This is a genomic window from Microbacterium sp. CH12i (genome assembly GCF_000685355.1).
GTDB lineage: Bacteria > Actinomycetota > Actinomycetes > Actinomycetales > Microbacteriaceae > Microbacterium.
This window is the reverse complement of the sequence record NZ_JHET01000015.1, coordinates 1-15,756: the sequence shown is the minus strand read 5'-3', so window position 1 is coordinate 15,756 and position 15,756 is coordinate 1. Positions and strand designations below refer to the sequence as shown.

Below are 15,756 nucleotides of genomic sequence, written 5' to 3'. Positions count from 1 at the left end.
CTGGCGCTGCCACTCGATCGAGGCGCTGGCGCGCCTCTCGCGCCCTGGCGGGGCGCTTCTGTGGCTGGGTTGTGTAGCCCTCTTGCGTCTTCGCGGGGCTGGGTGTGCGTGCTGGTTTGGGTGGAGGTCGGCAGGTTCCGAGGTGGTCGGTGATGGCGTCATGCTCCCGCTGTCGCGGTCGCTGGGGTTGGGTTCCTGGGGTATCGGTGCGTTGGGTGCTCCCCTGCGCTCTAGATCGGGCTGAGGAGCACCGTTACCGGCGTGGATGGCTCCCAGGGGCAGGGCGCGGCATTCCGGGCCTCAGGCAGGCGCTGAGCGCCGCTGACCGACCCCCGCAGCCGAAACGCCGGCCCCATCGCCACCCGGCCCCCTCAGCGGCCCGCAACGGCTCCCGCTCCCCCAGGAGCTCACCCCGCCAGAATGCGCCTCCATCACCCGCACAACGCCGCTGCCGCCACACCGAGATCTCACGACCACACCCCCACCGACCACCCCACCACGCCGAGGAGCATCCGGTCACGCGCACCCCCGCCCTCCCCGGCGAAATCAGCCTGAAAAATGCATGAAAAAAGAAAGCACAATTGACCCCCAAAAGATTGAAAAATGCAAGCACAATTCACCCCCACCTAGTCCCCCACCCCCACCAATGTCTGACCCCCCTCGTAATCTGTAAATGTCAGGTTCACAACAGAAAGAAACGAAAGGAACCACCATGACCTCCTTCTTCCTCTCCCCCGCTCAGCTCTCCTCGGTCGCCTCTCTCGCTGCTGCGACTAGCCGCGATAAGGCGGTGCCGATCCTCAGCACTGTCAAGATCACCGCGAGCCCGTCAACGGTGCAGGCGGTTGCCTCTGATCGTTATGTCGCTGCGCGTCTGACGTTCTCGCTGGGCGACACGGCGCACACGCTGCCGGATGAGGGCGCGACGCTGCTTCTCAGCGCTGCCGATCTCGCGATCCTGGCGAAGGCTAAGGCCGGGTTCATGCTCACGTTCGACAGCGAGGATGACCGTCCGGCTGGCCGCGTCACGGCAGAGTCAGATACGGGAGTCGCTTTCACCTTCAGTGCTCCCAGTGGGAACTTCCCTCCCGTCGAGCGTCTGATTCCCGATGACGCTTCTGACTGCGCTATCCCTGCGGGTATCAAGGTCACCGCGGCGCTGTTCGCAAAGCTCGCGAAGCTGCGCTTGCCTGGCGAAACGGCTGCGGAGGGCTCGGGCGCGGCGTACTCCATCGCCTATCCGCCGACCGTCTCACAGCACAAGCAGTCTCCGCTGGTAGCCACTCGCTCGGAGGGTTCCGGAGATCTCACCGTGCTCGTGCAGCCCTGCACCCGCTGACTCGCGATGGGGTACCGGTAAGCCGATGCCCCATCGACATCGCACGGCACCCCTGTGCACCCGCGTCAATGTCGGAGGCCTCCCGTAGTCTGTAAATGTCAGGTTCACAACAAAAACAGAAGGGCCCATCATGGGAGCAGATATGACCATTGCCATCGCCAAGGATTCACGACTCAGCGCTGGAGCGACATCCTGGTGCGACGAGCATTCACTGGACGCGGATGCGCGAACCGCGCTCGAGCTGCGAGCGCTCCTCGCGCGCGTGGATCACCTGGAGATCTCCCAGGACACCGTCGACGACTTGGAGCACCTCCTCCCGGAGGATCCCGAGCCATCCGCCGAGACTCTGAGGGCCGCGACACGCGACGCCGTGATCGCGCTGAACGGATATCGCCGCGACGTGACCAGCGTCTTTATCGCGAAGACGTGGTGGCTCGCCACTGGCGGCCTCTCCTGGGGCGACACCCCTACGGATGCCTACGACTTGATCCTGCTCGTCAGCGAGCTTGAGGTCACCGAACGCGCGGTCTCGCTCGCTGAGATTAAGGCCGCGGCCGTCGTCGATTCAGCCGCCGCGGCGTAGGCGATCCGCGGGAGGCTGCCCAATGTCGGTGGCCTCCCGTAGTCTGTAAATGTCAGGTTCACAACTCATTTACTGAAAGGGTCATCATGACTTCTTCGATCATCACCAACCAGGACGAGCGGTTCGCGCGGGCGGCATGGTCCGCCATGACGGAGCCGGGCGACACGAACGCATCCGCCATCGTCACGAATCTCGGGTACATCGACGCCCTCGACGCCGTCACCGACAGCACCCGCGCCGCAGAACTCGGCGAGCGCAGCGACGGCATGGCGCGCGCCGTCAAGCAGTGGCGCGCCCGGTACCGCGCGGAACAGGTCACGCAGTTGCTTGTCGACGCCGACAAGCTCGGCATTCACCTGGTGGATCCGCTCTCCGTCCAGGGCATAGCTGATCTCGGCGAGCGTGCCCCGCACCTTCTCTACGTACGCGGCGACATCACCGCCCTGGATGCCGCACAGGCGCTGGGCTGGTCCGGCGCTCGTGCCGGGTCGAGCTACGGCGAATCGGTCACGACCGAGATCGTCTCCGACCTCGCCCAGGCCGGAATCACCATCCACAGCGGCGCAGCGTACGGAATCGACTGCGGTGCACATCGTGCTGCGCTCGCCGTCGGCGGATCAACCGTGGCGTGGATGGCAAGCGGGGCCGACCGGGCATATCCTGCCGGTCACTCACAGCTGATCGAGCGGATCGCCACCGCCCCGGGATCCGCCGTGGTGACAGAACTCCCCATCGGTGCGGCACCGACCAAGTGGCGGTTCATCACTCGGGCTCGCTTGCTTGCGGCCAGCACGCAGGCGACGATCATCGCCGAAGCGGGCTGGCGGTCCGGCGCCCTCAACACGGGCGGTCAGGCAACGGCACTCGGTCGCCCTCTCGGTGCAGTTCCTGGACCGATCACGAGCGCCTGTAGTGCAGGGTGCCACCGTTTGATCCGCGAGTACGGAGCTACGGCAATCACCAGCTCCGCGGATGCCCGCGAGCTGCTCCAACCGGAAGAGATTGCGGTGAGCGCCTGAGAGAGGCGGGGAGAGCCCCGGGCTCTCCCCCCTCCAGCAACGCGCCAGGAGGCCCGTTCGAACGCGAGTGGGCCTCCTGGCGCGTCAGTACCAAAGCGCGGGCAGTGGCCGCGTGAGATCAAACCACGACACAGCCCCCACAAGAATCCGGCCCCACCCGAAGGGGGGAGTCGGTCATGCAGCCTGAGGCGGGCACGGGCCCGTCAGAGGCCCATCCCCCAGACGAACTCTTCGCCGGTTGCACCTCTCACGAAGAGCTCGCGAGCGACCGCCTCGGCTGAGGCCGACAGATCGAGCCCGGCATTGTCGGTGATCGCGTACCACTGCTGAACGACGAACCGGATCGCATCCAGGTGAGCAGCCGAAGCTGTCACCTCACGCGGAAGCTCACCGCTCTCGATCACCGCCGTCAGATCAGAAATCGCTTCATCAAGCTTGGAACCCATGAGCTCGGCCTCTCAACTCGCCGCTGCAAGCTCGATAGTGAGCTGTCGACCCACCGCACGGGCGACGCGAAGGCGTGCCTCCTCCTCTTCGAGCGCGGCGTCAAAGCGCGCGCGCTCGTCAGAAGTCATGGCCGCGAGAGACGCGGCTTCTAGTTCGCGAAACGGTGTACTCATCGCTTCCTCTCCTCTTCGGTGTCTCATCCTGGCGAGTGACATCATGCTTGGCCTGAGCGCGGCGAGCATGCAGAGTCAGATCAGCCCTACCGCCCAGAGCTGACCTGCGCGCGTGGCCTCTTCAAATTGCCGGAAGCGGTAGCAGGTTACATCACCCTCGACATAGACGGCCAGGGTCGCCGGATACTCACGGGGCGACGTGCCCTCGTCGGAGAGATAGGCAACCGCGGCGGCGTAGCCGGCCCGTAGCCACTCGTTACTGGGCGACGGCTCAAACTGTTCGAATGAACCATCCGCGGCCGTGAGAATCTGCGAAGACACCACGAATTCCTCCACACTCTCGTGCAGACCGGAACGAATCGACGGAGTCGCCGTCTCGGCCTTCCCCTCCACATAGGAGCGGAAGTCACGAAACGGAGCGTTCATCCCCTCCCCTCCCCTCGTCGACTGACGACGGCGAGGCGGATTCGGCGGATGATGCGCGGCGAGTATCGGATGAGGAACACGAGACCGGCAGCTATGAGCGCCACGATGATCTGCAGCGCGGGCCCGGTGATGACCGGCCCCAGCAACATCATGAGAAGAAGGCCAGTGACCATGGCAGCGATGGCCATGTAGAAAAGTTCGATCCCAGTGGGCGCTACAACGACGGTCGAGTACTTCCGCGTTGACATGGTCTTCCTCATGGAACGCATCTTGCTCGAGGGCTCCGACATCACGTACCAACCTCGTTAGAGGCAACCATCCCATGAGCCACTAAGACCAGCTGCACACCCTGCCTGACCAACTCCGACTGAGTGCGCCCCGTCTCGGCGATCACCGCCTTGAGAGCTTCGAGCTCAGCGTCCGTGACGCGGCCCTTCACTGTGGGAGATTCCCCGCGGCGAGCGCCGACGCGAGGACGCCCGCGGAGGAGTGCGGGGTTGTCTGCGCTCGCCGCATTGGGGGCTGGGTTCGTCATGAAGGCTCCTGTCTTGTGTGACCACTGTACATAATCCGGGCCGGTTTTTGTGTCTTGTTTTTCTGGATGATCAGAGATATTCTGTAAATGTCAGGTTCACAACTAGATCGGATCATCGAAATGACCACCACACCCCTCACCCCTCCGTCCGCCTCATCGCCTTCCGTGTCCGCGGCGGCGGCAACCCCGAAACCTCAGCCCAACTGCTCGCCGCGCTCACCACATCACACGTCGGCCACAACCTCGCCTACGCGCTGCACTACAACGGCTACGTCGGAAAGACCCGCGCCGAAAGCGCCGCCCACGATCTAGAGGTCGAGCACGCCGACGACCAGGTGCGCAAAGTTGCCGAATTCCTCCCCTTCCCCGCCCAGCTCGAGGCAGACATGGGCGGCAACTACTCCGGCAACTCCGTCCTAATGATCGACCTCGGCACAATCGGCGGCGAAGACGACCCCCACCAGCCCCGCGCCACCTGGTGGATCGAAACCGAGGCGGCACGACCTTCGAAGACTCCCGCCTCCCCGCGAACACAGACCCCGAACTCGTCGCCGAATGGATCACTTCAGCGCTCGCCGCCTGGGATGCACCGCGGCCCAGGTCCCCACCCTCAACGCCTATGCAACCCGGAGGCCTGGCGGACACACCCCAGCTCCGGGCACCAACTCCGAGAGGACACACCATGAACACCACCACCGCACGCGTGATCTACATCAGGCGCCGGCTCCTCGCCGGTCACAAGATCGCGTACTGGTATCAGATCCGCCATCCGGAAGACGACCCCACCAAGATCCTCATAGCCGGGCCGAGCGCCCCCCGCGTCGTGGGGGCCTGGCAGGATTCAGAGGCCCTCACCAATTGGAGAATCCAAGACCGCGCGGATGCCCAGATCGCCGCAAATGCGCAGCGCGCACAGAATGACCTCCAAGGCATCCCCGACTCATTCGAGGAGGCCCCGGAGACCCTCAGTGCCCACTTCTCACGCCTCAACCACTCCCAGAGAGCAGCCCTCATCCCGCTCGTCCAAGCCCGCATACTTGACCCGCGCTGACACCCGCTCGAGAAAGACACCATTATGTCACCCCACGGAAATCCCGAGGCACGTATCGCCGCGCTCCACGACGCGATCACCGCCACCAACCCCCGGCCACACCACAACCTGGACCGACCAAGGCATCGAAGTCACCGTCTACGGACAACGTCGATACGAACTCAACACCCCCACACCCTGGGCCCACATCACAATCAACGGCAAGATCCGCGCCATTCGCACCTGGGATCAGCTCCTCGACTACATCGACGCGCTCGCCGCCGAGGCGTACTCCTCTCCCGTCTCGAAACCCCCTGGATCCAGCGTTCCGATCGCATCACGCACCGCAAGCATCGCCCGGTTATCCCCAATGCCGTTCGGTTAAGCCGCGCGGGAGTTTGTCAAGGCGGCGTGTCGAGCTTCCGACTGAAGCGTACTCGCAGCGTCGAGGGAATCGGGCTTCCCGTGATCTCGCCAGAATTGGGCAGGACGCGATCTCGACGACCGTGAAACTCGTCCCGCGACACGCCGCAGGCCGGATACTTGACTCTTATCGCTGATCCGTAACCGAACGGCATTGCTCTGGACCTACACGCTTATCAGTTATGACTTCGCGATCATCACCACAATCATGGCAGTCGCACTGGTTCTGCGAACTCCTCCCAATCGAGCAGGGCAGCGCGAACCATGATTGAGCCGTCTCCTAGACGATCTGCCTATCATCGAGGGACAACGCGACTAGAATCTGTGATGGGGAAGGAACGCCGTGCAGACCTTGATTCTGAAGATTGCGACGGCTTCACTTTTGATTCTCGCCGCGCTCACAGGTACTATCTCGGCCCAACATGCCGAGTCAACACCCGGTATCAAGAGTGTTGTGCCGGGGGCGACCTTGTCTGTTCTGCCCTCCAACGCAGAGATCCCTCGCGTCTCAATAATTGACGAGATGGCCGGCGCCGATCAAACATCGACTGCTCCCGCAGCCATCGTCATGTCCCCGATTACTTTGATCGCGGCAAGCGTGTGTGCTGCCATAATCGGTTGCTGCGTTCTGGGATTTGCTTTGTTGCGGTTCCGTTTGCGAGGTCGCCCCAGATCGTCATTGGTCACGGCTGTCCGTCGCACGTTATCCGTCGCATTCCCCGTGGCCCCGCTCACGTCTCCAATCAGGCCGTCACTGACTCTTCTCTCCATCAGCCGAACTTGATTTCTTGGGCTGACGCGTTCCACGTCTGCTAGATCCTGCAGCGCGCGAGTAACGCGACCCCGCTCCCGGCTGCGTACTCCGCAGTCTTTTGGCGACGGCCGCGCTGCGCTACTCGTCTTCTGAGTGCCCAAGAGTTCATTTACCGTGGAGAGAAAATTGAGAAGCGTTCCTATGTCTGTCGCAACGGTTGTGGTAGCCGTGCTGTTGCTATCAGGCTGAAGCGCCCTGGGTCTGATGGAGACTCACTCTATTTGATTCCCACCAGCTGATCGGTGGTGGTTTTGCCAGCATAGAACGTCTGCTCGAACTCGGCGGGTGGGACGTCGCCGAGGTAGCCGTGGAGGCGCTGCGTGTTGTGCCAGTGCACCCATCCGAGCGTCGCGAGCTCGAGATCCTCGACCGTCTTCCAGGGGCCCGGGCGAGCGGGTCCGCGGACGAGTTCGGTCTTGTAATACCCGTTCACAGTCTCGGCGAGGGCATTGTCATAACTGTCGCCGACGGTCCCAATCGATGGGGTCGCGCCGATCTCAGCGAGACGTTCGCCGTAGCGAACCGACGTGAATTGACTGCCCGCATCGCTATGACAGCGCAGATCATGGTGGTGTGCACCTCGGCCCCACCGGGCCATCTCGATCGCGTCGAGGACCATCTCGGTGCGCATGTGAGACGCACACCGCCACCCCACGATCATCCGGCTGAACACGTCGATGATGAAGCACACGTAGGCCACGCCTGCCCACGTGGGAACGAAGGTCAGATCGGTCACCCAGAGCCGGTTAGGCGCGGTCGCCGTAAACTCACGGTTCACCAAGTCCGGGTGGCGTGCGGACGTTGGATCTGGCCGTGTGGTCTTTACGCGCTTCGTCCTGGTCGCGCCCTCGATTCCGGCGGCGCGCATGAGCCTGCCTGTCTGGTCGCGGCCGATGTTGATCCCCGCACGGCCGGCGGCCTTCCAGAGCTTGCGAACCCCGTAGACGGAGTAGTTGTCCTGCCAGAGCGTGACCAACTCGGGAGTGAGGGCCGCGTCACTGACCGCGCGCGCTGAGGGGGCACGGTCTTTCGCTGCGTAATAGGTACTCGGAGCCACCTGCAACAGCTTGCAGATGGGCTCGACTCCGAGCGGGCGACCTTCAACGACGTCGTTCTTGTTCTCGTCGATGAACCGGACTACTTCCGATGTTGGCGGTCGAGCTCCGCCCCGAAGAAAGACGCAGCCCTCTTCAAGATTTCGTTGGCCCGACGAAGCTCACGGTTCTCCTGCTCAAGCTCCCGCAGCCGGCGGGCGTCGTCGGTACTCACTCCGGCGACGTGACCGTCGTCGATGTCGGCTTGCCTGACCCACGCCCGCACCGACTCGATCCCATACCCGAGCTGCGAAGCAACGCGCTGAACCGTCCCGTGGTCGGCCCCGAGCTCCGCCCGCAGCGTTCGCACCATCCGGACCGCGGCGGCCTTCTCTTCCAGCGAATACCGACGCGCCGTCGGCTTCCCAAATCCTTGATTCGACACCATGACTCCATCCTCGTTTCCAAGGTCAGGAGTCTCCAACAATGCCAGGGCGCTTCAGTGCCTCTCGCTCGCTCGAGCATCGCGATGACGGTTTGGCGTAAGGACTTCTCATGTCGGCCATAAACTGTGTCTGCAGCGCGCCCGCCACTTGCACCAGCGTCGACATGAAGCGTTGGCGGGCGAGTGCTTTGATCGACATCTTCGCCATGCCGACAGTGTATGGTCTCACGCCAGTCCGGCCCAGCCCAGCTACTCCAGTATCTGCGAACACTGCCCGTATCGGTCCGAACCCTCCTCGTTCCCAGGCTAAGAACCCTGCAAAAAAGTCGAGAAGCAGTATGCAATGTGGGGCGAAGTTCGGCATTGGCGACGTGAATGGGTTGACATGCGACGGCGTACGCGGCGGATCCAGGTGCTTCCCCTCGCGGTCGGTATCGCAGCACAGGAGGCGACGCGCTACAACCGCGGAAGCTCGACTGACGGCAACCGCAGCTTCGCCTCGACGTCGAAGTGGCCAGCGGCCGCCCCGGCGCCGCTGGCGATGCCGCGATGCGACAAAGGTGCTTGGCCCGCGCCACAGTCACCGATCTTCATTCATGTCGGGGACGACGGCTGTGTCCGCCGCGGCCGCTTCTCGGATCCTTGAGTAGTGGCGGTTCCGTGGCACGAAAATGGTCGCGGCCAGCAAGGAGGCCACGATAGAGGCGATCAGGATCGCCACCTTCGTGTTGTCGTACGCGGGCGTGCCGGCGGCGAAGCTCAGCTCACCAATCAGCAGGGAGACGGTGAAACCGATCCCAGCGAGGAAATCGACACCGGTCAGGTCCACCCACCGCAGGGCGGGATTCAGCCGAATCCGGGTGACACTGACAACCAGCCAGGTGGTCAGCACGATGCCGATTATCGGCGGATTGCCGATCGCATCCGTACCATTTTCTGGCTCGGTTACCCTCCGCCGCGCTGGTCTGGAGCGATGGCGACTTCACGTATCGTTGTTTCAATCCGTTTTTGACCCACGAGAGAGCAGCCCCGTGAGCCGACGTCGCGCATCCTCCGGTCAGGAGGGTCGAACACCGAACCCCCTCGTTGTTCGAGGGGGTGACCTCTGATGCTCGAGGCGGCGCTGACCTTGCTGGTAGGCGTCCTGGTGACGCTGGCGATCATCGCCGTCTGCGGATTCTTCGTCGCGCAGGAGTTCGCTTACATGTCCGTCGACCGCTCGCGCATGGCCGCGAAGGGCGAGAAGGGCGACGCGCAGGCGACGCGCGTGCTGATTATCACGAAACGCACGTCGTTCATGCTCTCGGGCGCCCAGCTCGGCATCACGGTGACGGGTCTGCTGATCGGGTATGTTGCTGAACCATTGATCGGCCAGTCGATCGGAACGCTGCTGGGCGGCGTCGGTGTCGATCCGGCGGTGTCAGTGCTGATCGGAACGATCGGCGCCCTTCTGCTGGCGACGATCGTGACGATGATCTTTGGTGAGTTGTACCCGAAAAACCTTGCCATCGCGAACCCCGAGCCGCTGGCGCGGGCGCTGGCAATGCCCACACGCGTCTATCTGTTGGCATTTGGCTGGCTCATCACCGTCTTCGACATGGCAGCCAATGTACTGCTGCGGCTCCTGCGGATCGAGCCCCTCGAGGACGTGGATGAGAGCGCCACAGCACGCGACCTCAAATCGATCATCGAGGAGTCCCGCGTGAGCGGGGACCTCCCCGACGATCTGTCGATGATCATCGATCGGATCCTCGACTTCCCGCAACGGGATGTCGAGCATGCGATGGTGCCGCGCTCTCGTATCGACTCGATTACGCCCGTCACGACGATCGGTGCAGTTCGAGCGATGATGGCCACCGGACACACCAGGTACCCGGTGATCGGCGACGAGGACGATCCCGTCGGTGTGGTCGAACTCATCGACCTCTTACGGCACGAGCACCCCGATGACGCCGCGGTGTCGACGGTCATGCGGGACGCGGTCGTGATTCCTACCACGATGCAGCTGCCGGTCGCGCTTAATCGGATGCGGCAGACCCGCAACGAGATGGCGTGTGTCGTGGACGAGTACGGCAACTTCGATGGAATCCTCACCATCGAAGACCTCACCGAAGAGGTCATTGGTGAGATCTCCGACGAACACGACCTCGATATCCACGAGGTTGTGAACGTCGGTGACGATCAGTGGGCCCTGCCCGGAGACGTGCACCTTGACGAGGTCGAGCGTCTGATCGGCCACGATCTACCGCGTGGCGACGCGGAAACCATCGCGGGACTCATCATCAGCGAGCACGGAGACCTGGTTGCCGAGGGCGAAGTTGTACGTATCGTCTTGCCGCACAAGGCATCGGAGACGGTGCAAGGGCTGCGCATTGAACGGGAGCTCGAAGTGGAGGTCATCGAGGTCGAGCGTCACGTCCCCTCGCAACTCATCGTGCGGCTGCACGAACGCGATCACAACGCTCCAGAAGCAGACAAAGACGCCGCCGCAACGGTTGATCATCCAGGCGAAGAGGGGCCCCGATGAGCTGGTGGATGGTCACGATCATTACGACGGCACTCATCGTGGCGAGTGCGTTCTTCGTTATCGTCGAGTTCGCCCTTCTCGCAGCACGGCGACACCGACTCGAAGCAGAAGCCGATCGCAGTGCGTCCGCTCGGGCTGCGCTACGAGGAATGAACGAGCTCACGGTCATGCTCGCCTTCGCTCAGCTGGGCATCACGGCCTGCACCTTCTTGCTTGGCGCCATCACCAAGCCCGCGATCGACTACGCACTCGCGCCGGTGTTCGAGCAGTGGGGACTCCCGGCTGTTCTCTCCGACGTGACCGCGTTCATGCTCGCGCTCATCGTCGTCACATTCCTGCACCTGGTGATCGGCGAAATGGCTCCGAAATCGTGGGCGATCGCGCATCCCGAGACCGCCGCGAAGGCGACCGGCATCCTGGCCCGCGCCCTCACCTGGCCGCTCAGGCCTTTCCTGCTGTGGATCAACCACATCGCCAACCGCCTCGTGAAAGCATCGGGCGTCGAACCGGTCGAAAAGGCCGCAGCAGGAGGCCAAGACGCCGATACCATCCGCGAACTCGTTGCCCACTCTCAAGCCGCCGGCGCCCTCGACGTGCAATTCTCCGAGCCCATCGCCCGCGCGATCGCGTTGGGGACGCTCACTGTGGGCGACATCGTGCGCACCGATCGTGTGCCCACCTCAGTACCGGAGACCGCGACCGTCGCGGATGTTCAAGCTGTCGCGGCGTCATCCGGTCACCTCCGCATCCTCGTCGGCACGGACGCAGACTGCAGGGTCGCGCACGTTCGGGACACGCTCGCCGTCGACGCACAGACGCTCGCCGCGAATATTGCGCGCGATGCGCTCGTCACCGGCCCCGACGCATCCGCGTACGATACGCTCGCCCGAATGCGCCGCGAGCGTGTGCAACTAGCGACCGTTGTGGACGCAGACCGCCTCCTCGGCATCGTTACGATGGACGACCTCCTCCGCGAGGTGCTGCCAGGACCTGCGTCACTCACTACCACTACACAAGGACGGTGATCTCAATCCTCCTCCGATCTCTTTGCCGACGCGATGCGCAACAGGCCTCTCGCACTGCGCAAAGGACCGTGAGCGCGAAGGTCTACTTCATCGTCGGATACCAGGGCATACCATGCAGGTTGATTGGGCCGGCACCTCGATGTGGTTGACCGACCCGATCGCCAGACAGCAGATGCGAGTGTCGATGTTCGTCGCGTCGTTGCCGTACTCCGGTATGGTGTTCGCTCACGGGTGTTTCGATGAGAAGCAACCCGCGTGGCATGACGCTCACCGGCGAGCATTCGAGGCACTTCAACGGGGTCGGTATGGCCGCCGAACGCGGACTCGATCTCCCGGTCCGCATCGAGGATCGTGGTCAATCGAGGATCGTGGTCAATCGACCAGCCGGATCAGGCTGGCACGAGCGGGGGTCATGGCACCCGTCGCGGCTGATGTCCGCGCTCGGTGACGCGCGCCTGCTCGCTGAGTCCGACACCGACCAGCGGAACCGACTTCACTTTGAAAGAGAGCATCACCAGCAGCATCCAGCCCCACAGCATGATCGGTGTCGACTCTGCCAGACCCTGCACGAGCAGGATGACGGTGAACAGTAGCGGCAGCATCGTCAGCGACGAATACGGGCGGTCAGCCCGCAGATCCCAACGGGGCCGATCCGCCGCGAAGAACCACGCCCGCCACAGCAGCGACACATAGGCACCCGCCATCAGCACCACGCCGACGACGCCGAGTTGCATCAGCACGTCGAGCCACATGTTGTGGGCGTGGAAAACGGTGATGCCGTGATCGACGATCCAGCCGTCAAACGATGGATCGGTCGGGATCCACGGGCTTGAGAAGCCGTTGCCGAACACTGGGTGGGTCGCGGCGCGCTCGAGCACTTTGGTCCAGATGACGTCAGTGCGTCCGGTGAGGTCGGCGCTGCGGCCGAGCGCCTCAAGCAGCGGTTTCTGGAACGCGATGACGGCCGCAACCACCACAACGACGATGCCGCCGCAGATGAGATAGATGCGGCCCCGTATTCGGGGCGTGCGCGCGCGCCGGATCAGAAACGCGACCACCAACACGACTGCCGCGGCGATCGCGCTGACGTACGCGGTGGCCGACGACGCGCGCACCATCAGATACCCGGCCAGCAGCGTCCACAGCACGAGCGTGGTGCGCCAGCGCGGCGCTCGCGCCGCGTAACTCACGCCGAAGGTGACGATGGCGAAAAGACTGACGATCGCCAGCAGATTGGAGTTTCCGACCAGCCCCTGGATGCGGCCATCATCGAGGAAGTTGCCGCGCACCCAGTACCAGTGCGGATCAATATCACCGTCGGGGAAGTCCGCGAAGTTCGGCAGCAACGGGCCACGCAGCACCAGCGATGCCCACAGTTCGATTGCCAGCGACAGTCCGAGAATCCATTTGAAAGCGGATGCCAGGGCATGCACAATCTCGCGCCAACTCAGTGCATGCGCGGTCAGTAGGGCGTTCAGTGTGAACGCGGCGAGGAGCAGCCAGGTGATGATGGTCGGGAACCGCCACTGCGACCAGGCAACAGATACCAGCGCGAGACTCACATAGCCCAACGCGACCCAGGGCAATCGTCGCCAGGGGAACGGATGCGGATCCGCGCGCGCGATCATCGGCACGCCGATCGCCACACCGGCCAGTGTGAGCACGATCATCCCGACGCCGGAACCGATCTCACCGACAAGGTTGTAGACCGCGGCGTGTGCGAACGCGACGACGAAAACCACGATGGCGTACGCGCGCAACAATAGGTGCCCCGTCGACTCGCGCTCCGGCGCGGTGGGCGGGGCTGTCACGGGATGCTTCGTGTACCGCGCCATCTCGTTCAGGCTACCGCGCCGAAGCCGCCATAACCCTGTGCCGCTAGACGCTGGCGTGAGCGTCACGGGGTGACCCACATGGCAGCGGACGATTCGGCGCGAATGCGTGGCATCCATCATCAACGAAGAAGCGCGCCACCCCGCACTCGGCCTAGCGTTGCGGCCATGGACATCAGCATTCACTACGCGTTCCTCCCCCACACCGACGGCGAGGCGGCACTGGGCTTCTACCCCGACACGCTGGGCTTCGAAGTGCGGCAGGCGTCGACTACCAGGACATGCGCTGGATCACCGTCGCGACCGAGGGGCTCCCCTACCGCGATCGTGCAGCACCCTCCGGCTGTCGACCCGGGTGTGACGGATGCGGAGCGCGCGGTCGTGCTCGACCTACGAAGGGCGTCTACACGGCGCTCACCCGCGCGACCCGACGGGCTGTTCGATCGCATGCAGACGGCAGGAGCGGATGTCGTGCAGAAACCCACTGACCAGGACTACGGCGTGCGCGACTGCGCGTTCCGCGACCTGGTCGGCAACCTCATCCGCATGAACCAGCGCGTCGCGGCGTAACCGCACCTGCGCTCGTCGAGTAGCGCGCGAAGCGCGCGTATCGAGACGCAGCACCGACCCGCTCGTCAACGCCGACACATAGCGTCGGATGCCACCATGGAAGCGTGCCCCGACCGGAATCTGACACCGACATCGCAGGCAGCCTCGACCCCTGGGTGCTCGAGGCTCAGCGCACCGCCACATCCCCCGGCTTCCGCGCCCGGCGCTCGGCCCGGTGCCGAAGGGTCCGGTCTACCTGCTGAGCCTGCTCGCCGCGCTGCGCTCCGCGGGGCTCGTGCTCGTCGCCGAGGCGGTCGCGCGCGGCATCGCGGCACTCGCCGACAGTGATCTGACCGCCGAGACCACCCGGCTGATCGTCGTGCTCGGCATCGCCGGAGCGCTGCTGCGCACCGGCAGCGAGTGGGCCACCTCGGTCGTCGCCCGCCGCATCGCGACCGACGTCAAGCGCTCGATCCGCGGTCGGCTGTGGCGGCAGATCATCGCGGGCGAGGCTTCCGGAGGCGGCACCGCGGTGCTCGCAGCCGACGGGCTCGACGACCTCGACGACTACTACATCTCCTCCCTGCCCGCGACGATCGCCGCCGCGGTGGTGCCGCTGCTGATCGGCATCCGGGTGCTCGGCGCCGACTGGCTCAGCGCCGTCGTCATCGTGCTCACCGTGCCACTCATCCCCTTCTTCATGGTGCTCATCGGCAAGCACACGCAGCAGCGCACCGACGCAGCGCTCAGCGCCCTCACCCGGCTCGCCGACCACCTCGCCGAACTGGCCCGCGGCCTGCCGGTGCTCGTCGGACTCGGCCGCGTCGACGAGCAGGCGGCCGCGCTCGAGCAGCTGCAGCGCCGCTACCGCGAGCGCACGCAGGAGACCCTGCGTTGGGCCTTCCTGTCGGCTCTCGCACTCGAGCTCGTCGCCACCATCTCGGTCGCGATCGTTGCCGTCTTCCTCGGCCTGCGGCTGCTCAACGGCACCATGGAGCTCGAGCCGGCTCTGCTCGCCCTCATCCTCGCGCCCGAGGCCTACAACGCCCTCCGCCAGGTCGGCACCGCCTTCCACGCCTCGCAGGATGGCCTCTCGGCACTCGAGCGCTCGCAGGCGATCCTCGACCGCCCCGCGCCCCCCCTCGCTGATCGACCCCTCGCTGGCTGAGGAGCGCGCCGACGCAGTCGCGCGCGTCTCGAAGCCCCCGCCGTCCGCATCCACAAGCTCACCATCCGCTACGCCGGCCGCGACACCCCCACCCTCACCGGCGTCACCGCGACCTCACCGGCATCGTCTCGATCGCCGGCCCATCCGCGCCGGCAAGTCGACCCTGCTGGCCGCACTCACGGGCACCCTGCCCGTCACGCCGAGGTAAGCGGCAGCATCACGGGCATGCAGACGGATGCCGTGGGCTGGGCCTCGCAGGCCCCGCGCGCGTTCGCCGCGACGCCGCGCGCCGAGCTGAAGCTGTACGGCGCCGAGCCGATGGCAGCGCTGGATGAGCTGGGGCTGTCCCACGTCGCCGACGCGGCCGTGCCGGAGCTCAGCCCCGGA

At 64.6% G+C, this 15,756-nt stretch carries 19 protein-coding genes and 1 other annotated feature; of the genes, 10 read left to right on the top strand and 9 right to left on the bottom strand.

Features of this window, described 5'->3' with window-relative positions; translation table 11 throughout:
* Positions 1–712: 712 nt before the first annotated feature.
* The 3 genes from DC31_RS16060 to DC31_RS16050 all read left to right on the top strand — a co-directional run bounded on the left by DC31_RS16060 (position 713) and on the right by DC31_RS16050 (position 2,941).
* Positions 713–1,339: a hypothetical protein gene (locus tag DC31_RS16060; protein ID WP_036281994.1), complete on the top strand. Its 627-nt coding sequence runs from the start codon at positions 713–715 to the stop codon at positions 1,337–1,339.
* Positions 1,340–1,481: 142 nt separating this feature from the next.
* Positions 1,482–1,922: a hypothetical protein gene (locus DC31_RS16055; RefSeq protein ID WP_036281991.1), complete on the top strand. Its 441-nt coding sequence runs from the start codon at positions 1,482–1,484 to the stop codon at positions 1,920–1,922.
* 86 nt (positions 1,923–2,008) lie between these two features.
* Entirely contained in the window at positions 2,009–2,941 is a 933-nt protein-coding gene (locus DC31_RS16050) for a DNA-processing protein DprA (RefSeq protein WP_051607177.1), read from the top strand.
* Between the two features lie 203 nt (positions 2,942–3,144).
* On the opposite strand, the gene DC31_RS16045 is transcribed toward DC31_RS16050, so the two are convergent.
* From DC31_RS16045 to DC31_RS16030, 5 genes are all read right to left on the bottom strand, one after another.
* On the bottom strand, positions 3,145–3,387 hold the full coding sequence (locus tag DC31_RS16045; protein WP_036281988.1) for a hypothetical protein: 243 nt from the start codon (positions 3,385–3,387) through the stop codon (positions 3,145–3,147).
* 12 nt (positions 3,388–3,399) lie between these two features.
* Positions 3,400–3,561: a hypothetical protein gene (locus DC31_RS18270; protein ID WP_200872962.1), complete on the bottom strand. Its 162-nt coding sequence runs from the start codon at positions 3,559–3,561 to the stop codon at positions 3,400–3,402.
* Between the two features lie 75 nt (positions 3,562–3,636).
* On the bottom strand, positions 3,637–3,987 hold the full coding sequence (locus tag DC31_RS16040; RefSeq protein WP_036281985.1) for a hypothetical protein: 351 nt from the start codon (positions 3,985–3,987) through the stop codon (positions 3,637–3,639).
* Entirely contained in the window at positions 3,984–4,235 is a 252-nt protein-coding gene (locus DC31_RS16035) for a hypothetical protein (RefSeq protein WP_160173264.1), read from the bottom strand. Before DC31_RS16035 ends, DC31_RS16040 begins: the two co-directional genes overlap by 4 nt.
* Positions 4,236–4,276: 41 nt before the next feature.
* Positions 4,277–4,522 (bottom strand): hypothetical protein, encoded by a 246-nt coding sequence (locus DC31_RS16030; protein WP_036281978.1) that lies wholly within the window; start codon positions 4,520–4,522, stop codon positions 4,277–4,279.
* 17 nt (positions 4,523–4,539) lie between these two features.
* On the opposite strand from DC31_RS16030, the gene DC31_RS16025 reads away from it, so the two are divergent.
* The 3 genes from DC31_RS16025 to DC31_RS18265 are packed head-to-tail and all read left to right on the top strand — an operon-like array spanning position 4,540 to position 5,937.
* On the top strand, positions 4,540–5,208 hold the full coding sequence (locus DC31_RS16025; RefSeq protein WP_036281975.1) for a hypothetical protein: 669 nt from the start codon (positions 4,540–4,542) through the stop codon (positions 5,206–5,208).
* On the top strand, positions 5,205–5,573 hold the full coding sequence (locus DC31_RS16020) for a hypothetical protein (protein WP_036281972.1): 369 nt from the start codon (positions 5,205–5,207) through the stop codon (positions 5,571–5,573). Before DC31_RS16025 ends, DC31_RS16020 begins: the two co-directional genes overlap by 4 nt.
* The gene (locus tag DC31_RS18265) at positions 5,560–5,937 is read left to right on the top strand and encodes a hypothetical protein (protein ID WP_152545463.1); all 378 of its coding nucleotides are present in this window, start codon (positions 5,560–5,562) and stop codon (positions 5,935–5,937) included. Before DC31_RS16020 ends, DC31_RS18265 begins: the two co-directional genes overlap by 14 nt.
* Before the next feature lie 1,069 nt (positions 5,938–7,006).
* On the opposite strand, the gene DC31_RS16015 is transcribed toward DC31_RS18265, so the two are convergent.
* The 3 genes from DC31_RS16015 to DC31_RS16005 all read right to left on the bottom strand — a co-directional run bounded on the left by DC31_RS16015 (position 7,007) and on the right by DC31_RS16005 (position 9,160).
* A protein-coding gene (locus tag DC31_RS16015; RefSeq protein WP_235201571.1) for an IS3 family transposase occupies positions 7,007–8,271 on the bottom strand; the annotation gives its coding sequence in 2 pieces (ribosomal slippage) (positions 7,007–7,968 and positions 7,968–8,271; 1,266 coding nt in all).
* Positions 7,838–7,972, bottom strand: a sequence feature (AL1L pseudoknot). It overlaps the preceding gene by 135 nt.
* Positions 8,272–8,293: 22 nt before the next feature.
* The gene (locus tag DC31_RS18260; RefSeq protein ID WP_152545462.1) at positions 8,294–8,476 is read right to left on the bottom strand and encodes a hypothetical protein; all 183 of its coding nucleotides are present in this window, start codon (positions 8,474–8,476) and stop codon (positions 8,294–8,296) included.
* Positions 8,477–8,848: 372 nt separating this feature from the next.
* Complete coding sequence (locus tag DC31_RS16005; RefSeq protein WP_036281964.1) at positions 8,849–9,160, bottom strand: Na+/H+ antiporter NhaA; 312 nt, start codon at positions 9,158–9,160, stop codon at positions 8,849–8,851.
* A 216-nt stretch (positions 9,161–9,376) separates the two neighbouring features.
* On the opposite strand from DC31_RS16005, the gene DC31_RS16000 reads away from it, so the two are divergent.
* Entirely contained in the window at positions 9,377–10,795 is a 1,419-nt protein-coding gene (locus DC31_RS16000) for a hemolysin family protein (RefSeq protein ID WP_036281961.1), read from the top strand.
* Entirely contained in the window at positions 10,792–11,820 is a 1,029-nt protein-coding gene (locus tag DC31_RS15995; protein WP_036281958.1) for a CNNM domain-containing protein, read from the top strand. The genes DC31_RS16000 and DC31_RS15995 overlap by 4 nt, the downstream gene beginning before the upstream one ends.
* A gap of 410 nt (positions 11,821–12,230) precedes the next feature.
* Here the strand turns inward: DC31_RS15995 and DC31_RS15990 are convergent, their stop codons facing one another.
* Positions 12,231–13,655: an O-antigen ligase family protein gene (locus tag DC31_RS15990; protein WP_036281955.1), complete on the bottom strand. Its 1,425-nt coding sequence runs from the start codon at positions 13,653–13,655 to the stop codon at positions 12,231–12,233.
* Positions 13,656–13,820: 165 nt separating this feature from the next.
* Here DC31_RS15990 and DC31_RS15985 point away from each other — a divergent pair, with 165 nt between their 5' ends.
* A complete protein-coding gene (locus tag DC31_RS15985; protein WP_036281953.1) occupies positions 13,821–14,222 on the top strand; it encodes a VOC family protein in 402 nt (133 codons plus the stop codon).
* Between the two features lie 214 nt (positions 14,223–14,436).
* On the top strand, positions 14,437–15,369 hold the full coding sequence (locus tag DC31_RS15980) for an ABC transporter transmembrane domain-containing protein (RefSeq protein WP_051607175.1): 933 nt from the start codon (positions 14,437–14,439) through the stop codon (positions 15,367–15,369).
* Positions 15,370–15,756 lie beyond the last annotated feature (387 nt).